General features: G+C 65.6%; 12 protein-coding genes and 1 tRNA gene. 1 reads left to right on the top strand and 12 read right to left on the bottom strand.

Features of this window, described 5'->3' with window-relative positions:
- Positions 1 to 1,409: 1,409 nt before the first annotated feature.
- Positions 1,410 to 1,491 (bottom strand) — tRNA-Leu (locus V6M49_RS14170).
- A gap of 203 nt (positions 1,492 to 1,694) precedes the next feature.
- Between V6M49_RS14170 and V6M49_RS14165 the strand changes: the two genes are divergently transcribed.
- Entirely contained in the window at positions 1,695 to 2,300 is a 606-nt protein-coding gene (locus V6M49_RS14165) for an ANTAR domain-containing response regulator (protein WP_056345656.1), read from the top strand.
- Positions 2,301 to 2,403: 103 nt separating this feature from the next.
- Here the strand turns inward: V6M49_RS14165 and pyk are convergent, their stop codons facing one another.
- The 11 genes from pyk to hisI form a co-directional block, all read right to left on the bottom strand.
- Positions 2,404 to 3,885, bottom strand: coding sequence for a pyruvate kinase (gene pyk / locus V6M49_RS14160; protein WP_104062009.1), 1,482 nt, complete (start codon positions 3,883 to 3,885; stop codon positions 2,404 to 2,406).
- Between the two features lie 71 nt (positions 3,886 to 3,956).
- Positions 3,957 to 5,414 (bottom strand): glutamate synthase subunit beta, encoded by a 1,458-nt coding sequence (locus V6M49_RS14155; protein ID WP_332761535.1) that lies wholly within the window; start codon positions 5,412 to 5,414, stop codon positions 3,957 to 3,959.
- The gene (gene gltB / locus V6M49_RS14150; protein WP_141140188.1) at positions 5,407 to 10,020 is read right to left on the bottom strand and encodes a glutamate synthase large subunit; all 4,614 of its coding nucleotides are present in this window, start codon (positions 10,018 to 10,020) and stop codon (positions 5,407 to 5,409) included. The genes V6M49_RS14155 and gltB overlap by 8 nt, the downstream gene beginning before the upstream one ends.
- Before the next feature lie 263 nt (positions 10,021 to 10,283).
- On the bottom strand, positions 10,284 to 11,438 hold the full coding sequence (gene lgt, locus V6M49_RS14145) for a prolipoprotein diacylglyceryl transferase (protein WP_332761532.1): 1,155 nt from the start codon (positions 11,436 to 11,438) through the stop codon (positions 10,284 to 10,286).
- 5 nt (positions 11,439 to 11,443) lie between these two features.
- A complete protein-coding gene (trpA, locus tag V6M49_RS14140; RefSeq protein WP_056345641.1) occupies positions 11,444 to 12,250 on the bottom strand; it encodes a tryptophan synthase subunit alpha in 807 nt (268 codons plus the stop codon).
- Entirely contained in the window at positions 12,250 to 13,653 is a 1,404-nt protein-coding gene (trpB, locus tag V6M49_RS14135; protein ID WP_332761529.1) for a tryptophan synthase subunit beta, read from the bottom strand. The genes trpA and trpB overlap by 1 nt, the downstream gene beginning before the upstream one ends.
- Before the next feature lie 72 nt (positions 13,654 to 13,725).
- Positions 13,726 to 14,547, bottom strand: a complete 822-nt coding sequence (trpC, locus tag V6M49_RS14130) for an indole-3-glycerol phosphate synthase TrpC (RefSeq protein ID WP_332761527.1) — start codon at positions 14,545 to 14,547, stop codon at positions 13,726 to 13,728.
- Positions 14,547 to 14,834, bottom strand: coding sequence for an HGxxPAAW family protein (locus tag V6M49_RS14125; protein WP_104062004.1), 288 nt, complete (start codon positions 14,832 to 14,834; stop codon positions 14,547 to 14,549). The genes trpC and V6M49_RS14125 overlap by 1 nt, the downstream gene beginning before the upstream one ends.
- Positions 14,835 to 14,952: 118 nt before the next feature.
- Entirely contained in the window at positions 14,953 to 15,555 is a 603-nt protein-coding gene (locus V6M49_RS14120; RefSeq protein WP_332761525.1) for a Trp biosynthesis-associated membrane protein, read from the bottom strand.
- Positions 15,552 to 17,153 carry an anthranilate synthase component I gene (locus tag V6M49_RS14115; protein WP_332761523.1) on the bottom strand — a complete coding sequence of 534 codons (1,602 nt, stop codon included), beginning with the start codon at positions 17,151 to 17,153 and terminating at the stop codon, positions 15,552 to 15,554. The genes V6M49_RS14120 and V6M49_RS14115 overlap by 4 nt, the downstream gene beginning before the upstream one ends.
- Before the next feature lie 124 nt (positions 17,154 to 17,277).
- Positions 17,278 to 17,685 carry a phosphoribosyl-AMP cyclohydrolase gene (hisI, locus tag V6M49_RS14110; RefSeq protein WP_104062001.1) on the bottom strand — a complete coding sequence of 136 codons (408 nt, stop codon included), beginning with the start codon at positions 17,683 to 17,685 and terminating at the stop codon, positions 17,278 to 17,280.
- Positions 17,686 to 17,698 lie beyond the last annotated feature (13 nt).

The raw sequence follows: 17,698 nt of genomic DNA, 5'->3' as shown, positions 1-17,698 counted from the left end.
CGTCGGCGGGGCCACCGGCTTCCAAATCTGAGGAGCCGACCTCTTGTCCGGAGAATCTAGCCCCACGGGCGGGGATTTCGTCAGCTTGGGTACACCCCAAGCTGACGTCAGGCTTTCACTCCGTGCCGTCAGAATAGGGTCAAGAAGGCCTTTCTACACTCCCTTGGCGAAGTGTCTTAGACCCCACCTGACAGACGATCGCCCGCGACCGGCCGTTGCTGGCAGGCCTACCGCATAGTCCAGGCACATCGGGTGCCATCGGGCCGCATAGGGCCGTGTCAAGGTCCGGTGCTTTGCTCGACCCTCTGGACACACGGCTGCGCTGTCCCTCCGGCTTGCACGTCCCCACGCCTCATTAGTGCTTGGCGTTCCAAAACTGTCACGATCCAGTCCGGCCGGCTGCCCGGCTGGTCTTAACGATGGGACTCCCCCGGTCCGGCGAATCCGCCGCTGCACCGGGCTGGTGACCGGATCACACCGTGGCATGACTACCACTGCAGTCCACGCTGGGACGTGCATGGAAGTAGGGCCGAGCGCGTGTCCACAACTCTCTGGAAATTTGTGCACACGCCGTGGCGGAAACGCCCCTGACCTGTGACGACACAGCAACAGTCGGTGGGTCTCAGTCCCACACACCGGCATCCGTTGAGGGTTCCGGGGGATTGTTTCGGCTGCGCTCCAACGCGCCCGTGTGCCCGGGCCGCTGGCTTCAGGAACCACCATCCGGCAGAGCATCCCACGCATCGGAGCGGGCGGTCATGTCGGCACCATGTGTGGTTCCCATGAAGAAGTAGCAGCGCAAACACCACCCGGAAGGCGCATGGCATGCACGACCTTCCAGCTGATGCACACAGGCCTCTTCAGCCGGAGTGAGTGCCCCAGACAGCACGATTGTCCCGACCCCGGCACTCTCCCCCGCACCCGGGATCACTGCAGGTCATGTCCCCAGGGATGGCCGGACGCATGAACTGCTATCAGCCATAAAGTCTGCGGAAAGGGATCACGATGCCACCCGAACAACCGCCCACCACCCGAGAGTCTGCACAGTGTGCACGCATCTTTGGCCGGACAAACACGCGATGATGCCCTCGGCGTGGGGACGAAGGAACCAGCCAAAGGTGGGGAAATCCTGGAAGAGACTTGGCCTTGGTCATGTCGTTAACACAACCCGTAGCCATGAATGAGTGATGGCCAACCACGGCCACCAGAACAACCCTGAAAGGAGTACAGATAGCCCCAGATCCCAAGCAGGCGGAGGGCACACCAGCCAGGAACCTGAGCCCGCCACCCACACAACTTCACAGGTCACCGCGGCGCCAGGCACAGACCGCGGCCAGAGTCAGAGGGACCCGCGGAGGGTCAATGTCAACACATTAAAAGCAAAACCCCCTCTGACGAGGGGGAATGCGTGCCCGAGGTGGGACTCGAACCCACACACCTTTCGATACCGCATTTTGAGTGCGGCGCGTCTGCCAATTCCGCCACTCGGGCGCGGAATACGCTGTGCAAACCGGTACGCCCACAGCTGATTGTGAGCAACGCGATCGCTTCACGTACGCGGAATTACTCTACATGCAGATAGGCTGAATTCCAGAATCGCGCCGCTGACGCCGCAATAGACCATGCAGATCAAACTACGGCCGCGGGCGCACCTAAGATGGTGATGTTCCGCCGTACCTTTCCAAGGAGATCCCGTGACTGAACAAACGGAGTCAAAACCCACGTCCCAGCCGGCGCGCCGCGTCATTGTGGCCGAGGATGAAACCCTCATCCGACTCGACATCATCGAGATCCTGCGCGGCGAAGGCTATGACGTGGTGGGCGAAGCAGACAACGGCGAGAAGGCCGTGCAGCTCGCCGAGGAACTCAAGCCGGACCTCGTCCTGATGGACGTCAAGATGCCGATTATGGATGGCATCACCGCAGCCGAGAAGATCGTCAAGGCCCGCATCGCCCCCGTGGTCCTGTTGACGGCTTTCAGCCAGAAGGAACTTGTGGAGCGCGCCCGCGATGCCGGCGCCATGGCCTACGTGGTCAAGCCCTTCACCCCGGCCGACCTCATCCCGGCCCTGGAAATTGCGCTCTCCCGCCACGAGGAAATCAAGGCCCTCGAAAGCGAAGTGTCGGACCTGCAGGAGCAGTTCGCCACCCGCAAGCTCGTCGAGCGCGCCAAGAGCCTGCTGACCACCAAGATGGGCCTGACGGAGCCGGAGGCTTTCCGCTGGATCCAGAAGACCTCCATGGACCGCCGCCTCAGCATGCGCGAGGTCGCCGAGACCATCATCAACCAGGTCAACTAGCACAACAGGCGACACCGGGATTTCGGCAAGCTCAATCACCGGACGCCCGGAGACAAAAGAAAAGGACCCCTGCCAACCGGCAGGGGTCCTTCTTCTTAAGTTGCTATGTCGTCGGCCAGGGACCGAGCTTTTCCCTGGGTGCACCAGCTTCGCCGCCCAGGCTACCGGCGTCGCCGAGGTCTCCGACCCGGTGAACCTTCAGCATGTTCGTGGAACCGGCCTTTCCGGGAGGCGAACCGGCGGCTATGACCACCAGGTCGCCGTCGTCCACCACTTTCAATTCGAGCAGGCTGCGGTCAACCTGGGCGGTCATCTCGTCGGTATGGCCCACCATGGGAACCAGCACCGGCTGGATGCCCCAGGTCAGCGCCAGCTGGTTCCACACGTGCTCCAACGGAGTGAACGCGAATACCGGCCTGATGGGGCGCAGACGCGACAGGCGGCGCGCGGAGTCGCCGGACTGGGTGAAAGTACAGATGTACTTTGCATCCAGCTGGTCGGCGATTTCGACGGCGGCGCGGGTGATGGCGCCGCCACGGGTCTTGGGCTTGGTGCCCAGCGGCGGAACGCGTTCCAGGCCGTGGACCTCAGTGGATTCAATGATCCTTGCCATGACCTTGACGGTCTCGATCGGGTACTTGCCCACGCTGGTCTCGCCGGAGAGCATAACGGCGTCTGCACCGTCGAGAACGGCGTTGGCGCAGTCGGAGGCCTCCGCACGGGTGGGGCGCGGGTTATCGATCATGGATTCGAGGACCTGCGTGGCCACGATGACCGGCTTCGCCCAGCGGCGTGCCAGTTCGATGGCGCGCTTCTGCACGATCGGCACTTCCTCCAGCGGAAGTTCCACACCGAGGTCGCCACGGGCCACCATGATGGCGTCGAAGGCGTCGATGATTTCGTGCAGCTGGTCCACTGCCTGCGGCTTTTCGATCTTGGCGATGACCGGCACACGGCGGCCTTCTTCGTCCATGATCTCGTGCACGCGGGTGATATCGGAGGCGTCACGCACGAACGAGAGTGCAACCATGTCGACGCCGCGGCGCATGGCCCAGCGGAGATCGTCCTCGTCCTTTTCGCTCAGCGCCGGCACGTTGACCGCAACGCCGGGAAGGTTGATGCCCTTGTTGTTGGACACCATCCCGCCGACCGTAACCTCGGTAACGACCTTGACGTCGTCGACCTCGATCGCCCGCAGGGCCACCTTGCCGTCGTCGATCAGCAGGGCATCGCCCACGTTGACGTCCTCGGTGAGGCTCTTCAGCGTGGTGGAGCAGATGTCCTTGGTGCCCGGAACGTCCGCGGTGGTGATCGTGAAGATGTCACCCTCGGCCAGTGCGTGGGGGCCGTCCACAAAGCGGCCAAGACGGATCTTGGGGCCCTGCAGGTCAGCCATGATCGCCACAGGCTTGCTCAGCTGGGCTGCTGCCTTGCGGACATTCTCGTACGTGTTGTCGTGCACGGAGTAGTCACCGTGACTCATGTTCATCCGGGCAACATCCACACCGGCTTCCAACACCGCGAGGGTGTTCTCAAAGCTGGCAATTGCCGGGCCAAAAGTGGCCACAATCTTAGCGCGTCTCATATACCTACCCTAGTAGTGTCCTGCATTGGTTAAGTTGTTGTGGAGGTGAATCTGCGGCGAACTGACTGTTGTCAGAGAACCGCGATGGCCCGGTCCGTCGGAGCCACCGGCGCAGGCAGGATGGTGCTGCCCATGAGGAACTTGTCCACGGCGGCGGCACACGCCCGGCCTTCAGCGATGGCCCACACAATGAGCGACTGCCCGCGGCCGGCGTCACCGGCCACAAAGATGCCCTCCGTGTTGGTCATGTAGTAGCCGTCGCGGGTCACGTTGCCGCGCCCGTCGAATTCGGCGCTGACCTGCTCGGTGATGCCCGCAGGCTCGGCTCCGGTGAAGCCCAGCGACAGGAAGACCAGGTCCGCCGGGATGATCCGTTCGGTGCCGGCCTTCGGGAGGCGCTTGCCGTCCACGAATTCCGTTTCGGCAACCTTGACGCCGGTGAGCTTGCCGTTCTCGCCGACAAACTCCACGGTGGAGGCAAGGTACGTACGCTCGCCGCCTTCCTCGTGGGCGCTGGCCATTTCGAACAGGGTGGGGAACGTGGGCCACGGCTGGTGCCCGGCACGTTCCGCCGGCGGCTGTTTGCCGATGGCCAGGGTGGTCACGGATGCGGCTCCATGGCGGTGTGCAGTACCGAGGCAGTCAGCACCGGTATCGCCGCCGCCCAGGATCACCACGTGCTTGCCCTTGGCGTGGATCTGGTTCTCCACCGTCTCCCCCGCGACAACGCGGTTGGCCGGCACGAGGTAATCCATGGCAAAGTGCACGCCTTCGAAGTCACGGCCCGGGATGGGCAGGTCACGCGGCACGGTGGCGCCGGTGGCAACCACGACGGCGTCATACCGGCGGCGCAGCTGCTCCCACGTTACGTCGGTGCCCACAGCGACGCCGGTGCGGAAGCGGGTGCCTTCCGCCTTCATCTGCTCGATGCGGCGGTCAACCTGCTCCTTCTCCATCTTGAAGTCGGGGATGCCGTAGCGGAGGAGCCCGCCGATCTTGTCGTCACGCTCGTACACCGCGACGGTGTGGCCCACCCGGGTCAGCTGCTGCGCCACGGCCAGGCCGGCCGGGCCGGAGCCGACGACGGCAACGGTCTTGCCGGTCAGGCGCGTCGGAGGCAGCGGGTTGACCCAGCCGCTGTCCCAAGCTTCGTCGATGATGGAGACTTCAACCTGCTTGATGGTGACCGCGGGCTGGTTGATCCCCAGCACACAGGACGCCTCGCACGGCGCCGGGCAAAGCCGGCCGGTCCACTCGGGGAAGTTATTGGTGGCGTGCAGCCGCTCAATCGCTTCCTCGCCCTTGTCCCGCCAAGTGAGATCGTTCCACTCGGGGATGAGGTTGCCCAGCGGGCAGCCCTGGTGGCAGAACGGCACGCCGCAGTCCATGCAGCGGCCGGCCTGGGCCTTCAGGACACCCTTTTCCTGGGCCTCATAGACTTCCTTCCAGTCCATGATGCGGACGGGAACGGGACGGCGCGGCTGGGTTTCACGCTGGCGTACTTTAAGAAATCCGCGTGGGTCAGCCACCGGTTACCTCCAGGATTCGAGCCCATACTTCTTCGCCATCGGGGTCGAGGCCCTCTTCGATGGCGTCCAGTCGGGTTTGCAGGACTGCCGCGTAATCGCGCGGCAGCACTTTGGTAATGCGGGCAGCGGTGTCGTCGAAGTTCTCCAGCAGCCGGGCTGCATGCAGAGATTCCGTTTCCTCGACATGCTTCACCAGCAGGCCGTGGACAATGTCCCGGTCTTCGGCGTCGAGTTCAACGAGCTGGAGTTCGCCGGACTGCAGGGCGTCCTTGTTGACCTGCGTGGTCTGCAGGTCCAGCACATAGGCGGTGCCGCCGGACATGCCGGCGCCGAAGTTGCGTCCGGTGCGGCCGATGATCAGCGTCTGCCCCCCGGTCATGTACTCGCAGCCGTGGTCTCCGATGCCTTCAACAACTGCGGTGGCCCCGGAGTTGCGGACCATGAAGCGTTCGCCCACCTGGCCGCGCAGGAACATCTCGCCGCTGGTGGCGCCGTAGCCGATCACGTTGCCGGCAATGACGTTGCTTTCGGCCTTGAACACGTTGGTGCGGTCCGGCCGGACGATGATCCGCCCGCCGGAAAGGCCCTTGCCCACGTAGTCGTTCGAGTCACCGAAGAGGCGCAGCGTGATGCCGGCGGGCAGGAAGGCGCCCAGCGACTGTCCCGCGGTACCGGTCAGCGTGATGTCGATGGTGTCCGGCGCCAGCACGTCCGTGCTGAACGTCTTGGTCACCGTGTGGCCCAGCATGGTGCCCACCGAGCGGTCCGTGTTGATCACGTCCACCGCGATCTTCACCGGGCTGCGGTCAGTCAGCGCCTCCGTGGCCATGGTGATCAGCCGCTGGTCGAAGTGCTTGTCCAGCTCGTGGTTCTGCGAGGTCATGTTGCGCAGCGGAGCGTCGTCGTCGAACTCGAGCCCGTGCAGGATCGGGTCCAGGTCCAGGCCGTCGGCCTTCCAGTGGTTGATCGCTTCGCGGGCATCCAGCACCTCGGCGTGGCCGATCGCCTCTTCGATGCTCCGGAAGCCGAGTTCCGCGAGGATCTCGCGGACTTCCTCGGCCAAGAATTCGAAGAAGTTGACCACAAATTCGGGCTTGCCGGTGAAGCGGGCCCGCAGCTCGGGGTTCTGCGTTGCGACGCCCACGGGACAGGTATCCAGGTGGCAGACGCGCATCATGATGCAGCCTTCCACCACCAGCGGGGCGGTGGCGAAACCGAACTCCTCGCCGCCGAGCAGCGCGGCAATAACAACATCGCGGCCGGTCTTGAGCTGGCCGTCCACCTGGACCACCACACGGTCGCGCAGGCCGTTGAGCATCAGCGTCTGCTGCGTCTCAGCGAGCCCGAGCTCCCACGGCACACCCGCGTGCTTGAGCGAGTTAAGCGGGGACGCGCCGGTTCCGCCGTCGTGGCCGGAGACCAGTACGACGTCGGCCTTCGCTTTGGTGACACCCGACGCCACAGTGCCGATCCCCACTTCGGAGACGAGCTTGACGTGTACCCGGGCCGAGGGGTTGGCGCGCTTCGCATCGTAGATGAGCTGCGCGAGGTCCTCGATGGAGTAGATGTCGTGGTGCGGGGGCGGCGAAATCAGGCCGACGCCGGGCGTCGAGTGGCGCGTCCGGGCAACCCAGGGGTACACCTTCTGCGCCATCAGCTGGCCGCCTTCGCCGGGCTTGGCACCCTGCGCCATCTTGATCTGGATGTCATCCGCGTTGGTCAGGTACAGGCTGGTGACGCCGAACCGGCCCGACGCGATCTGCTTGACGGCAGAGCGGCGCTTCGGGTCCAGCAGGCGGTCCACGTCCTCGCCGCCTTCACCGGTGTTGGACTTGCCGCCCAACTGGTTCATGGCGATGGCGAGCGTCTCGTGGGCTTCCTTGGAGATGGAACCGTAGCTCATGGCGCCGGTGGAGAAGCGCTTCACAACGCTGGAGACGGGCTCCACTTCCTCCAACGGAACAGCAGGACGGTCGTTCTTGAACTTGAGCAGCCCGCGCAGGGTCATCAGGTTCTCGGACTGGTCATCCACGCCCTTGGTGTAGGCCTTGAAAATGTCATAGCGGCGCTCACGCGTGGCGTGCTGGAGGCGGAAGACGGTCTCCGGGTTGAACAGGTGCGGCTCGCCGTCGCGGCGCCACTGGTATTCGCCGCCGCCCAGGAGCGGGCGGTGCGGCAGTTCGATGCCGCCTTCGGGGTAGGCCATCTGGTGCCGCGCCGAAACTTCGGCGGCGATAACGTCCAGGCCCACGCCGCCCAGCTGGGAATGCGTGCCGGCGAAGAACTCGTCCACCAGTTCCTGTCCGAGGCCCAGGGCCTCGAACGTCTGCGCACCGGTGTAGGACGCAACAGTGGAGATGCCCATCTTGGACATGATCTTCAGGACGCCCTTACCAAGGCCCTTGATCAGGTTGTAGACGCCGTCCTGCGGGGTGACCCCCACAACGTCACCGGCGGTGATGAGCTGCTCCACGGATTCCATGGCCAGGTACGGGTTCACGGCGGAGGCCCCGTAGCCGATCAGGACAGCCACGTGGTGCGTCTCGCGGACGTCGCCGGCCTCGACCACCAGGGCGGTCTTGGTGCGGTTGGCGCTGCGCAGCAGGTGGTGGTGCACGGCGCTGACCAGGAGCAGCGACGGAATCGGGGCCCACTGCGCGTTCGAGTCACGGTCGGACAGCACAACGTACTGCACGCCGCGGTTGATCGCGCCGGACACCTGCTCGCAGATCTCGGTGAGCCGGGCACGCAGGGCGTTCTCGCCGCCTTCGGGGCGGTAGAGGCCGCGGACCTTCATGGCCACGCGGTCGCCGTCGGGCGTTTCGATGTTGGCGATCTTGGCGAGCTGGTCGTTGTTGATCACGGGGAACGGCAACATGACCTGCGGCTGGCGGACCTGCTTGGTGTCCAGCAGGTTGCCGTTCGGGCCGATGGCGCACGTCAGCGACGTGACCAGCTCTTCACGGATGGCATCCAGCGGCGGGTTGGTGACCTGCGCGAAGGACTGCACAAAGTAGTCGAACAGCAGCCGGGGACGCTTGGACAGCACTGCGATCGGGGTGTCCGAACCCATGGCACCCAGCGGCTCGGCGCCGGTGCGGGCCATCGGGCCGAGCAGGATCTTGAGCTCCTCGGTGGTGTACCCGAAGGTCCGCTGGCGGATGTTCACGGACGCGGCGGTGTGGACCACGTGCTCGCGCTCGGGGAGGTCCTTGAGGTCAATCAGGTTGTCCTTGACCCACTCGGCCCAAGGGTTCGCGGCAGCGACCTCGGCCTTGACCTCTTCGTCGTCGATGATGCGGCCGGCCTCGGTGTCCACCAGGAACATCTTGCCCGGGGAAACCCGGCCCTTCTTGACCACCTTGGAGGGTTCGACGTCGATAACGCCCACCTCGGAGGCGAAGATGATCAGCCCGTCTTCGGTGATCCAGTAGCGTCCGGGGCGCAGGCCGTTGCGGTCCAGGGTGGCGCCGACGAGGTTGCCGTCGGTGAAGGAGACGGCCGCGGGGCCGTCCCACGGTTCCATGAGCAGGGAATGGTATTCGTAGAACGCCCGCCGTGCCGGATCCATGGTGGCGTGGTTTTCCCAGGCCTCGGGGATCATCATCATGATCGAGTGCGTGATGGGGCGGCCGGAGAGCCACAGCAGCTCGGCGACTTCGTCGAAGGACGCGGAGTCTGACGCACCGGGCGTGCAGATGGGGTACAGCTCTTCCGGGGAGTCACCCAGCAGCGGGTTGGCGAGCTGGGACTGGCGGGCGCGCATCCAGTTCCGGTTGCCCTTGACGGTATTGATTTCACCGTTGTGGGCGATGGTGCGGAACGGCTGGGCCAGCGGCCAGGACGGGAACGTGTTGGTGGAGAAGCGCGAGTGGACGATCGCCAGCTTGGTCTTGAAACGCTTGTCCGAGAGATCGGGGTAGAACGGCTCCAGCTGGGCCGTGGTGAGCATGCCCTTGTAGACGATGGTGCGCGAGGACAGCGACGGGAAGTACACGCCGAACTTGTTCTGGGCACGCTTGCGGATCCGCCAGGCGCGTGAGTCGAGCTCGTTGCGGTCCAGTTCCTCGCCGGTTGCCGAGGCAAGGAAGGGCTGTGAGAAGTAGGGCATGCAGGCGCGGGCCATGGCGCCCACAAGGTCTGCGACGATGGGCACTTCGCGCCAGCCGAGCACGGTCAGGCCTTCATCGGCGGCAAGGCCTTCAATGCCGGCCTTGGCGGCGTCCGCTTCGCGCTGCTCGGCAGGGAGGAAGGCGGTACCGGCTATGAACTGGCCCGGTGCGGGGAGTTCGAATTCTGTGACGGCGCGGAAGAACTCGTCCGGGATCTGCATGAGCAGGCCGGCACCGTCACCTGTTCCCTCGTCGGCACCCACCGCTCCACGGTGCTCCAGGTTGCGGAGCGCGGTCAGCGCGGCGTCGACAATGTCGTAGCCGGGCTCGCCGCGGAGCGTTGCGATGATCGCCAGCCCGCAGGCGTCTTTTTCGTTCTCTGGGTTGTATAGACCCCGGGCCTCGGGCAGCGCGGCAAAGCGCTTGAACGGCGACATGGCAGCCTCAGGCTGGTCCGGTTCGGACCAGCTGGGAGTGTGAAGAGTTTGGCTCATGGGAGACGTCCTTCCTCCTGATCGTGCGTATGGGAGGGACACCGTTGGCCCCACTCGTCAGCGCCTCTGTGATGGGCACAACAAAGTGTTATTTACAGGAAATTGTAGGCCAGACCGGCCTGCTGAATGAACAGTTACGCAGACCCCCGACCCGGGCTTGACCGGCCAGCTGCTGTCTGCTGATCGGATGGGCCCTGTTGCCACGACGCTGTGGTGTGTGGGCGCTCCGAGTGTTGACTCTGCTACCCTGCCGTGCTGGCGTCCTACTTGTTCGTGCCAGCCTCCGGCGCGGATTCCGTTGCCTTGTGGCGGGAACTTCCGGCTACCGGCGACTCCGGTACAGGCTTGTCGCTGTCCCGGACTGCCGGTTCCTCTTCCGTTGGGGTGGAAGGGATCCGGGCACCATTTTGGTTATGTGGGAGATTATCACGCGATTCACTATCCGAGACAGAAGTGTCCGCATCTCGGACCGGCGCCTCTTCCTCCCCCGCAGCGTCCACGTCCTCGACTGCTGCCGGCTCGCGGCCCGCCAGGAAGGGAGTGTCCGGTTCCGGGCGGCCCTTCAATCCCAGGAGGACGAACACGATGAGTGCTGCCACAAAGACAAAGATGCTGGTCCAGACGTTGAGCCTGGTGGTGATCCCGAACAGGTTGATCTGTTCGGCGTCGTCGATCCGCATTGCTTCGATCCAGACCCGGCCCAGCGTGTAATACATGGCGTAGAGCCAGAAGAGCCGGGCGCGGCGGAAGTGGAATCGGCGGTCCAGGGCCAGCAGGATGAGCACGCCGGCGATGTTCCAGAGCGACTCATACAGGAACGTGGGGTGGAAGAGCGTATCCACCGGCATGCCGGCCGGGAAGTTGGGGTTGTCCGCATCAATCTGCAGGCCCCACGGCAGGGTGGTGGGCCCGCCGAAGAGCTCCTGGTTGAAGTAGTTGCCCCAGCGGCCAACGGCCTGCGCCAGCAGCAGTCCGGGCGCCGCGGCGTCCAGGAAGGCGGTGAGTTTCACACCGGATCGGCGGCAGCCGATCCAGGCGCCCAGGACGCCCAGAACCACGGCACCCCAGATGCCCAGTCCGCCACGCTGGATCTGCGGGATGAGCCACAGGTCCCCGGTCCCGTCGAAGCCGGGCCCGAAGTAGGCGTCCGGGGACGAAACCACGTGGTAGAGCCGGCCGCCGATGATGCCGAAGGGAATCGCCCAGATGACGATGTCCCAGACGCTGCCTTCGGGCGCGCCGCGGCGGGCCCACCTGACGGACGTGAGCCAAAGGCCCACGACGATCCCGGCGAGGATGCACAGGGCATAGGCATGGATCCGCAGAGTCCCCCACGGCAGCGGGATGTCGAAGCCGGACCAGTCCGGGCTGGGGATGCTGGCCGGCACCAGGGCGGCGGCCTGAAGGAGGATCTGCATGGTGGTTAGGCTTCTTCCCTGACGAGTCCGGCGCTCAGGTCCCGGGTGAGGTCGGCGACGGCGGGGACTCCCCCGTCACGGATGGCGGCAACAAGCGCGGTGCCAACGATGACACCGTCTGCGTATGCTGCGATCTCACGGACGTGGCTGGCGTTGGAGACACCGAGTCCCACGCACACGCGTTCGGCGCCGGCGGCGTGCGTGTCGGCCACGAGCTTCTCCGCGCTGCTGCTGACGGCCTGGCGGGTCCCCGTCACGCCCATGATGGAGACGGCATACACAAAGCCGCGGCTTGCCTTGACCGTCATGGCCAGGCGCTCCGGGGTGGAGGACGGCGCCACGAGGAACACGCGGTCCAGTCCGTACTTGTCCGAGGCGGCGAACCATTCCGATGCTTCGTCCGGGATGAGGTCAGGCGTGATGAGCCCTGCTCCCCCGGCCTCGGCCAGCCGGCGCGAGAACTCGTCCACACCCATCCGGACCACGGGGTTCCAGTAGGTCATCACCAGCACGGCCACATCGGTGGCTGCCGTGATGCCGGCGACAACGTCAAAGACGCTCTCGACCCGGAATCCGTTGGCGATCGCCTCGGTGGTGGCTGCCTGGATGACCGGGCCGTCCATAACCGGATCCGAGTAGGGAATGCCGATTTCGATCAGGTCGGCACCGTTCTTCGCCATGGCAATGCCGGCGTCGATGGTGGCCTGGACGTCCGGGTACCCGGCAGGCAGGTAGCACACGAGCGCTGAGCGCCCGGCGTCCCGCGCACGGTCGATGGCGGCGGCGGACTTGCTGGCCGTCTGTTCAGTCATCAGTTCTGGTCCTCGTTGTTGTCCGCGGCCTTGGTGGCAGGGGCAGCTGTGGCGGGAACGGCTTCAGTTTCTGCTCTGTCGGCAGGGCCCTTGGGCTTGCGCGTGGACAGGTTGGTGCCCTTGACCTTGCCCTCCTCGTCAAGCATGTCAAACCATTCCGCGGCGGTCTCAACGTCCTTGTCGCCACGGCCGGAAAGGTTCACGATGATCACCGTTTCGGACGGGTCAGCGGTGCCTTCGGTGAGGCGCTTCCCAACCTTGATGGCACCCGCGAGGGCGTGTGAGGACTCGATGGCGGGGATGATGCCTTCTGTCCGGCACAGCAGCTTGAACGCGTCCATTGCTTCGCTGTCGGTGATGGGTTCGTAGCTGACGCGTCCGATGTCGGCCAGGTAGGCGTGCTCCGGGCCCACGCCCGGGTAGTCCAGGCCTGCGGAAATCGAGTGCGACTCGATGGTCTGCCCGTCATCGTCCTGCATGAGGTAGGAACGTGCGCCGTGCAGGACGCCCGGCTTGCCGAGGGTGATGGTGGCTGCGTGCCGGCCGGTTTCCACGCCCTCGCCGCCGGCTTCAAAGCCGTAGATCTTCACGGACGGATCATCCAGGAATCCGTGGAAGATGCCGATCGCGTTCGAACCGCCGCCGATGCAGGCGCAGACGGCGTCGGGCAGTTTGCCGGTCTGCTCCAGGATCTGGGCGCGGGCTTCCTCGCCGATGACCTCGTGGAAGAAGCGGACCATGGCCGGGAACGGGTGCGCCCCGGCAGCGGTGCCCAACAGGTAGTGCGTGTTGTCGACGTTGCTGACCCAGTCCCGGAGGGCGTCGTTGATGGCGTCCTTGAGGGTCTGGGAACCATTCACCACGGGCACCACGGTGGCGCCGAGCAGCTGCATCCGGGCGACATTCAGTGCCTGCCGGCGGCAGTCTTCGGCGCCCATGTAGACAACGCATTCCAGGCCGAGGAGCGCGGCGGCGGTGGCGCTGGCAACGCCGTGCTGCCCGGCGCCCGTCTCGGCGATCACGCGGGTTTTGCCCATGCGCTTGGCCAGCAGGGCCTGGCCCAGGACGTTGTTGATCTTGTGGGATCCAGTGTGGTTGAGGTCCTCGCGCTTGAGGAAAATCCGGGCGCCGCCGGCGTGCTCGGAGAACCGCTTGGCTTCGGTCAGCAGCGACGGACGGCCGGAGTAGTTCTTGTTCAGATCGGAGAGCTGGGCCAGGAATTCGGGATCTGCCTTGGCCTTTTCAAAGGTGTCTTCGAGCTCGTCAAGGGCGGCGATCAGCGATTCCGGCATCCAACGCCCGCCGTAGCCGCCGAAGTATGGCCCCGGGGCGTGCTTCAGCGAGCCGCCCTGCAGGAAAGCGTCCGCAGCGTTGTTGTCAGCGTTGTCTGAGGATTCAGCCATCAGTCCCGTCCTGTTCAAGTTGGTCGTTCGGAAGTGTTGTGCCGCCGGCGCCAGGCCCGGCGGGTGCCCGGACTAGGCCCGGGCGGCGATGGCGGCAGCGCCGGCCGCCGTGAATTCGGCGATCCGGTCACGCGGCGTTGCGTCGCTGACCAGGGCCTCGCCCACCAGGATGGCGTTGGCGCCGTTGGCGGCGTAATGCGTCACGTCGTCCACGCCGCGCACACCGGATTCGGCGATGACCAGGGCTCGGGCCGGAATCAGTCCGGCGAGGGAGGCGAAAACTGAACGGTCGACGTCGAGCGTCTTCAGGTTGCGCACGTTAACGCCGATGATGCGCGCCTCAGCCGCCACTGCACGTTCGATTTCCTCTTCCGTGTGCGTCTCCACAAGCACGTTCATGCCGAGTTCGCGGCTGAGCGCGCTGAACTCCCGGAGTTGGCTGTCGGAGAGCGACGCCACGATGAGCAGGATCAGGTCCGCGCCGTGGGCGCGGGCCTCCCATATCTGGTACTCGTCGAGCGTGAAATCCTTGCGGAGCAGCGGAACGTCCACGCGGGCACGGACGGCGTCCAGGTCCGCGAGGGAGCCGTTGAAGCGCCGCTGTTCGGTGAGGACGCTGATCACGGCTGCGCCGCCGTCGGCATACTGCTCTGCCAGCGCTGCCGGATCCACGATGCTGGCGAGGTCGCCCTTGGACGGGCTGCGCCGCTTGATTTCCGCGATGACCTTCAGCTGGTCCCGCTGCACCGCGGTGCCGCCGAGGGCCGACCAGGCGTCCCGCGCGGGTGCCGCGGCCGCCGCCAGGTCCTTCAGTTCCGCCAGCGAAACGAGACGCTTCCTGGCCTCCATATCCTCCCAGACACCGGCATTGATGTCGTCGAGAACAGTCGCCATCAGTGGCCGGAGCTCTTCAGCTTGCTGCCTTCGACGCCGTAGCCCGCCTTGCGCATGACGTAGCCAAGGATCAGGCCGAGGACCATCACGGCTGCGCCGGCGATGAAGATGGGGGTGTTGGCGATGACAAAGGCGATGGACGCGATGAGGGCGCCGACCAGCATAACGATCACGCAGGTCCAGGCCGCGGGGCTGTTGCCGTGGCCAAGTTCCTGGCTGTGGTCAACGACGCCGGGGGCAACGGTCCGGGTGCCTGATTTCGATACGGAAGCGGGTGCTTTGCTCATGTGAATCTCCTCGGGATGAATACTGCTTACATTCTGCCATTTTTTGGCCGTGACCTGCCCATCGGCAGACCGGGCCCAGGTTTTAGCGGGCTGCTCGGGTTTGGCTTCGAGTGGGGGTTCAGGTGGGATCGTCGCCGCGCGAGAGCCGGTCCCAGCTGTCGATCTCGTCCACAGGACCGGTGGCGGCCGCCGTACTGCCGGCGGGCCCCGCGTACGTGGCTGCGTCATATTTGGTCCGCGACTTCCAGAACCGGCCAGCGGGGATGATGAGCAACGCGGCCAGCGCCAGCAAGGCACCGGCGACGACGGCGAGGACCGGGAAGACGGTAACAGCCACTTCCGCGTTCCCGCCGGTGACCCCGGTGGCAGCGGCGATGGAGCCCTGCGCGGCCCCCAGCGGGTCAGCCAGCACCGTGGCGGCCGCGGCAATGATGCCGACGGAGGCCAACATGATGAGGACTGTGATGACCCACCGCGCGAACTTTCCTGCGATGGACGCTGCCAGTCCGCCCGCCAGGGCCACGACGGCCAGGGCCGTCACCGCGGTGGCGGCCTTGCTGCCCTGGACCGGAAGGGTGTTCTGGTCCCCCGCCGCCTGGCCCACCTGGTTGGCGTCCAGGGTGACGGTGATCCAGGTCTGGGTGGTGGTCCCGAAGACCGCCAGCGCAAGGACAGCGATCAGCAGTACGAGCGTGGACTTCCTGGCCCAGGCCGCCGTCATTCGGCGGCCTGGCTTTCCCCGGCGGTGCCCGCGTCGCTGATGTGAGAAGTGCCGGGGAGCGATTCCGCCGCGATGTTGTGCAGCGATCCGGCCGTGTGAACGGCCCGGAGCGGAGCGGCCGCCTTGTTCACGGTCTCCAAGGCTTCTGTGGGGTTCACCGAGTCCGCCACGATGCCTCCCCCGGCCTGGACGTAGGCGCGGCCTTCACGGAGAAGGGCCGAGCGGATGGCAATGGCCATGTCCATGTCGCCGGCAAAGTCGAGGTAACCCACCACGCCGCCGTAGATGCCGCGACGGTGGGGTTCAAGCTCGTCCAGCAGGCGCAGGGCCCGGGGCTTCGGGGCACCGGACAGGGTGCCCGCGGGGAAGGTCGCCTTCAGGACGTCGTAGGCGCTGGCGTCCGGGGACAGCTTGCCCACTACGGTGGAGACCAGGTGCATGATGTGGCTGAACCGCTCCACCTCCATGAACTGCGTGACGTCCACGGTTCCCGCCACGCAGACCTTGGACAGATCGTTGCGGGAGAGGTCCACGAGCATCAGGTGTTCGGCGCGTTCCTTCTGGTCGGCCAGCAGCTCCTCGGCGAGGGCTTTGTCTCCCTCCACCGTTTTGCCGCGGGGCCGTGAACCGGCGATGGGGTGGGTGATGACTTCCTCACCGGTCACCGTCACCAGGGCCTCGGGTGAGGACCCGACGATCGAGTACTCCCGGCCGTCGGCGTCCTCGAGGCTGAAGATGTACATGTACGGGCTGGGGTTGGTGTTGCGCAGGACGCGGTACACGTCAAGGGGCGAGGCGCCGCACTCCATCTCGAAGCGGCGTGAAATCACCACCTGGAAAACTTCGCCATCCACAATGGCTTCCTTGCCGCGATCCAGCGCGGCCAGGTAGGAGGGTTCGTCCCACCGTTCCTCGACGCTGGAGGCGAAGTCCAGGGCGGCGGGTTCCAGCACGGAAACCGGCTGGGCCACGGGTGTGCTGATCGTGGTCAGGAGGGCCTTGACCCGGGCCACGGCATCTTCCCAGGCCTCGTCCACGCGGTCGGAGCTGCCATCGAAGTTGATGGCGTTGGCGATCAGCAGCACGGTGCCGTCATGGTTGTCGTGCACGGCCATGTCCGTCACCAGGTTCAGCGCCATCTCAGGCAGGTGGAGGTCATCCTCCGGCGGGCTGGTCAGCCGTTCCCAGTGGCGGACCGTCTCCCAGCCCAGGAAGCCGACGAGGCCGGAGGTGAACGGCGGCAGTCCGTCAAACCTGCGGGTCCGCAGTGCTTCGATGGTGTCGCGGATGGCATCCACGGGATTGCCGTCCAGGGGCACTCCGGCAGGGGGCTGGCCCAGCCAGTGCGCCTGGCCGTCCTTCGTGGTCAGGGTTGCCCGGGACTTCGCGCCGATGAAGGAATACCGCGACCACGTGCCGCCCACCGCCGCAGACTCCATCAGGAACGTGCCGGGCTGGCCCTGGGCCAGCTTCCGGTAGAGGCCGATAGGGGTCTCCGCGTCCGCCAGCACTTTGAGCGTGACGGGGATGACCCGGCTGCTGCCGGCGAGTTCGCGGAACTCCTCGAGGCCCGGGCTGATGATTCCAAGGTCCTGCATGGCTATGCTTCGCCGCCTGTTCTTGTGTGTCGCCTCGTGAATGTCGCCGGGTGTGGAACGGCGCCAGTCTTATGCTGCCAAAAGTGTGTGTCTGCGGGCAGGTCTTCCGCCCAAGGGCCGTGGGTCAGAGTGCCTCGCCGGTCTGGACATCCAGGTCCCTGCCGTCGAAGCAGGTCCGGGTGCCGGTGTGGCACGCCGCGCCGACCTGGTCCACGCGGATCAGGAGTGCATCGCCGTCGCAGTCCAAGGCAACCGACTTGACCCACTGGACGTGGCCGGAGGTGTCCCCCTTGCGCCAGTATTCCTGGCGGGAACGGGAGTAGAAGGTGACCCGGCCGCTGGTCATGGTGCGGTGCAGGGCTTCGTCGTCCATCCAGCCCAGCATCAGCACTTCGTGGGTGTCGAACTGCTGGACCACCGCGGCAACCAGCCCGGCGCCGTCGCGCTTCAACGCGGCCGCAACAGCGTGCGGAAGCGGGCTTGCGGTGGGGGCCGGGACTATTACGGGGGCGGAGGCGGGCTGCTCAGACATCAGACCAAGTCTA

The organism is Pseudarthrobacter sp. (genome assembly GCF_036675385.1).
GTDB lineage: Bacteria > Actinomycetota > Actinomycetes > Actinomycetales > Micrococcaceae > Arthrobacter.
This window is presented reverse-complemented; position numbering and strand designations above follow the sequence as displayed.

Coding starts and splice junctions, on each gene's coding strand:
- trpB (WP_332761529.1), bottom strand. CDS start 13,653: ATGGCTGAATCCTCAGACAACGCTGACAACAACGCTGCGGACGCTTTC.
- V6M49_RS14125 (WP_104062004.1), bottom strand. CDS start 14,834: ATGAGCAAAGCACCCGCTTCCGTATCGAAATCAGGCACCCGGACCGTT.
- pyk (WP_104062009.1), bottom strand. CDS start 3,885: ATGAGACGCGCTAAGATTGTGGCCACTTTTGGCCCGGCAATTGCCAGC.
- lgt (WP_332761532.1), bottom strand. CDS start 11,438: ATGCAGATCCTCCTTCAGGCCGCCGCCCTGGTGCCGGCCAGCATCCCC.
- gltB (WP_141140188.1), bottom strand. CDS start 10,020: ATGAGCCAAACTCTTCACACTCCCAGCTGGTCCGAACCGGACCAGCCT.
- trpC (WP_332761527.1), bottom strand. CDS start 14,547: ATGGCGACTGTTCTCGACGACATCAATGCCGGTGTCTGGGAGGATATG.
- V6M49_RS14115 (WP_332761523.1), bottom strand. CDS start 17,153: ATGCAGGACCTTGGAATCATCAGCCCGGGCCTCGAGGAGTTCCGCGAA.
- hisI (WP_104062001.1), bottom strand. CDS start 17,685: ATGTCTGAGCAGCCCGCCTCCGCCCCCGTAATAGTCCCGGCCCCCACC.
- trpA (WP_056345641.1), bottom strand. CDS start 12,250: ATGACTGAACAGACGGCCAGCAAGTCCGCCGCCGCCATCGACCGTGCG.
- V6M49_RS14120 (WP_332761525.1), bottom strand. CDS start 15,555: ATGACGGCGGCCTGGGCCAGGAAGTCCACGCTCGTACTGCTGATCGCT.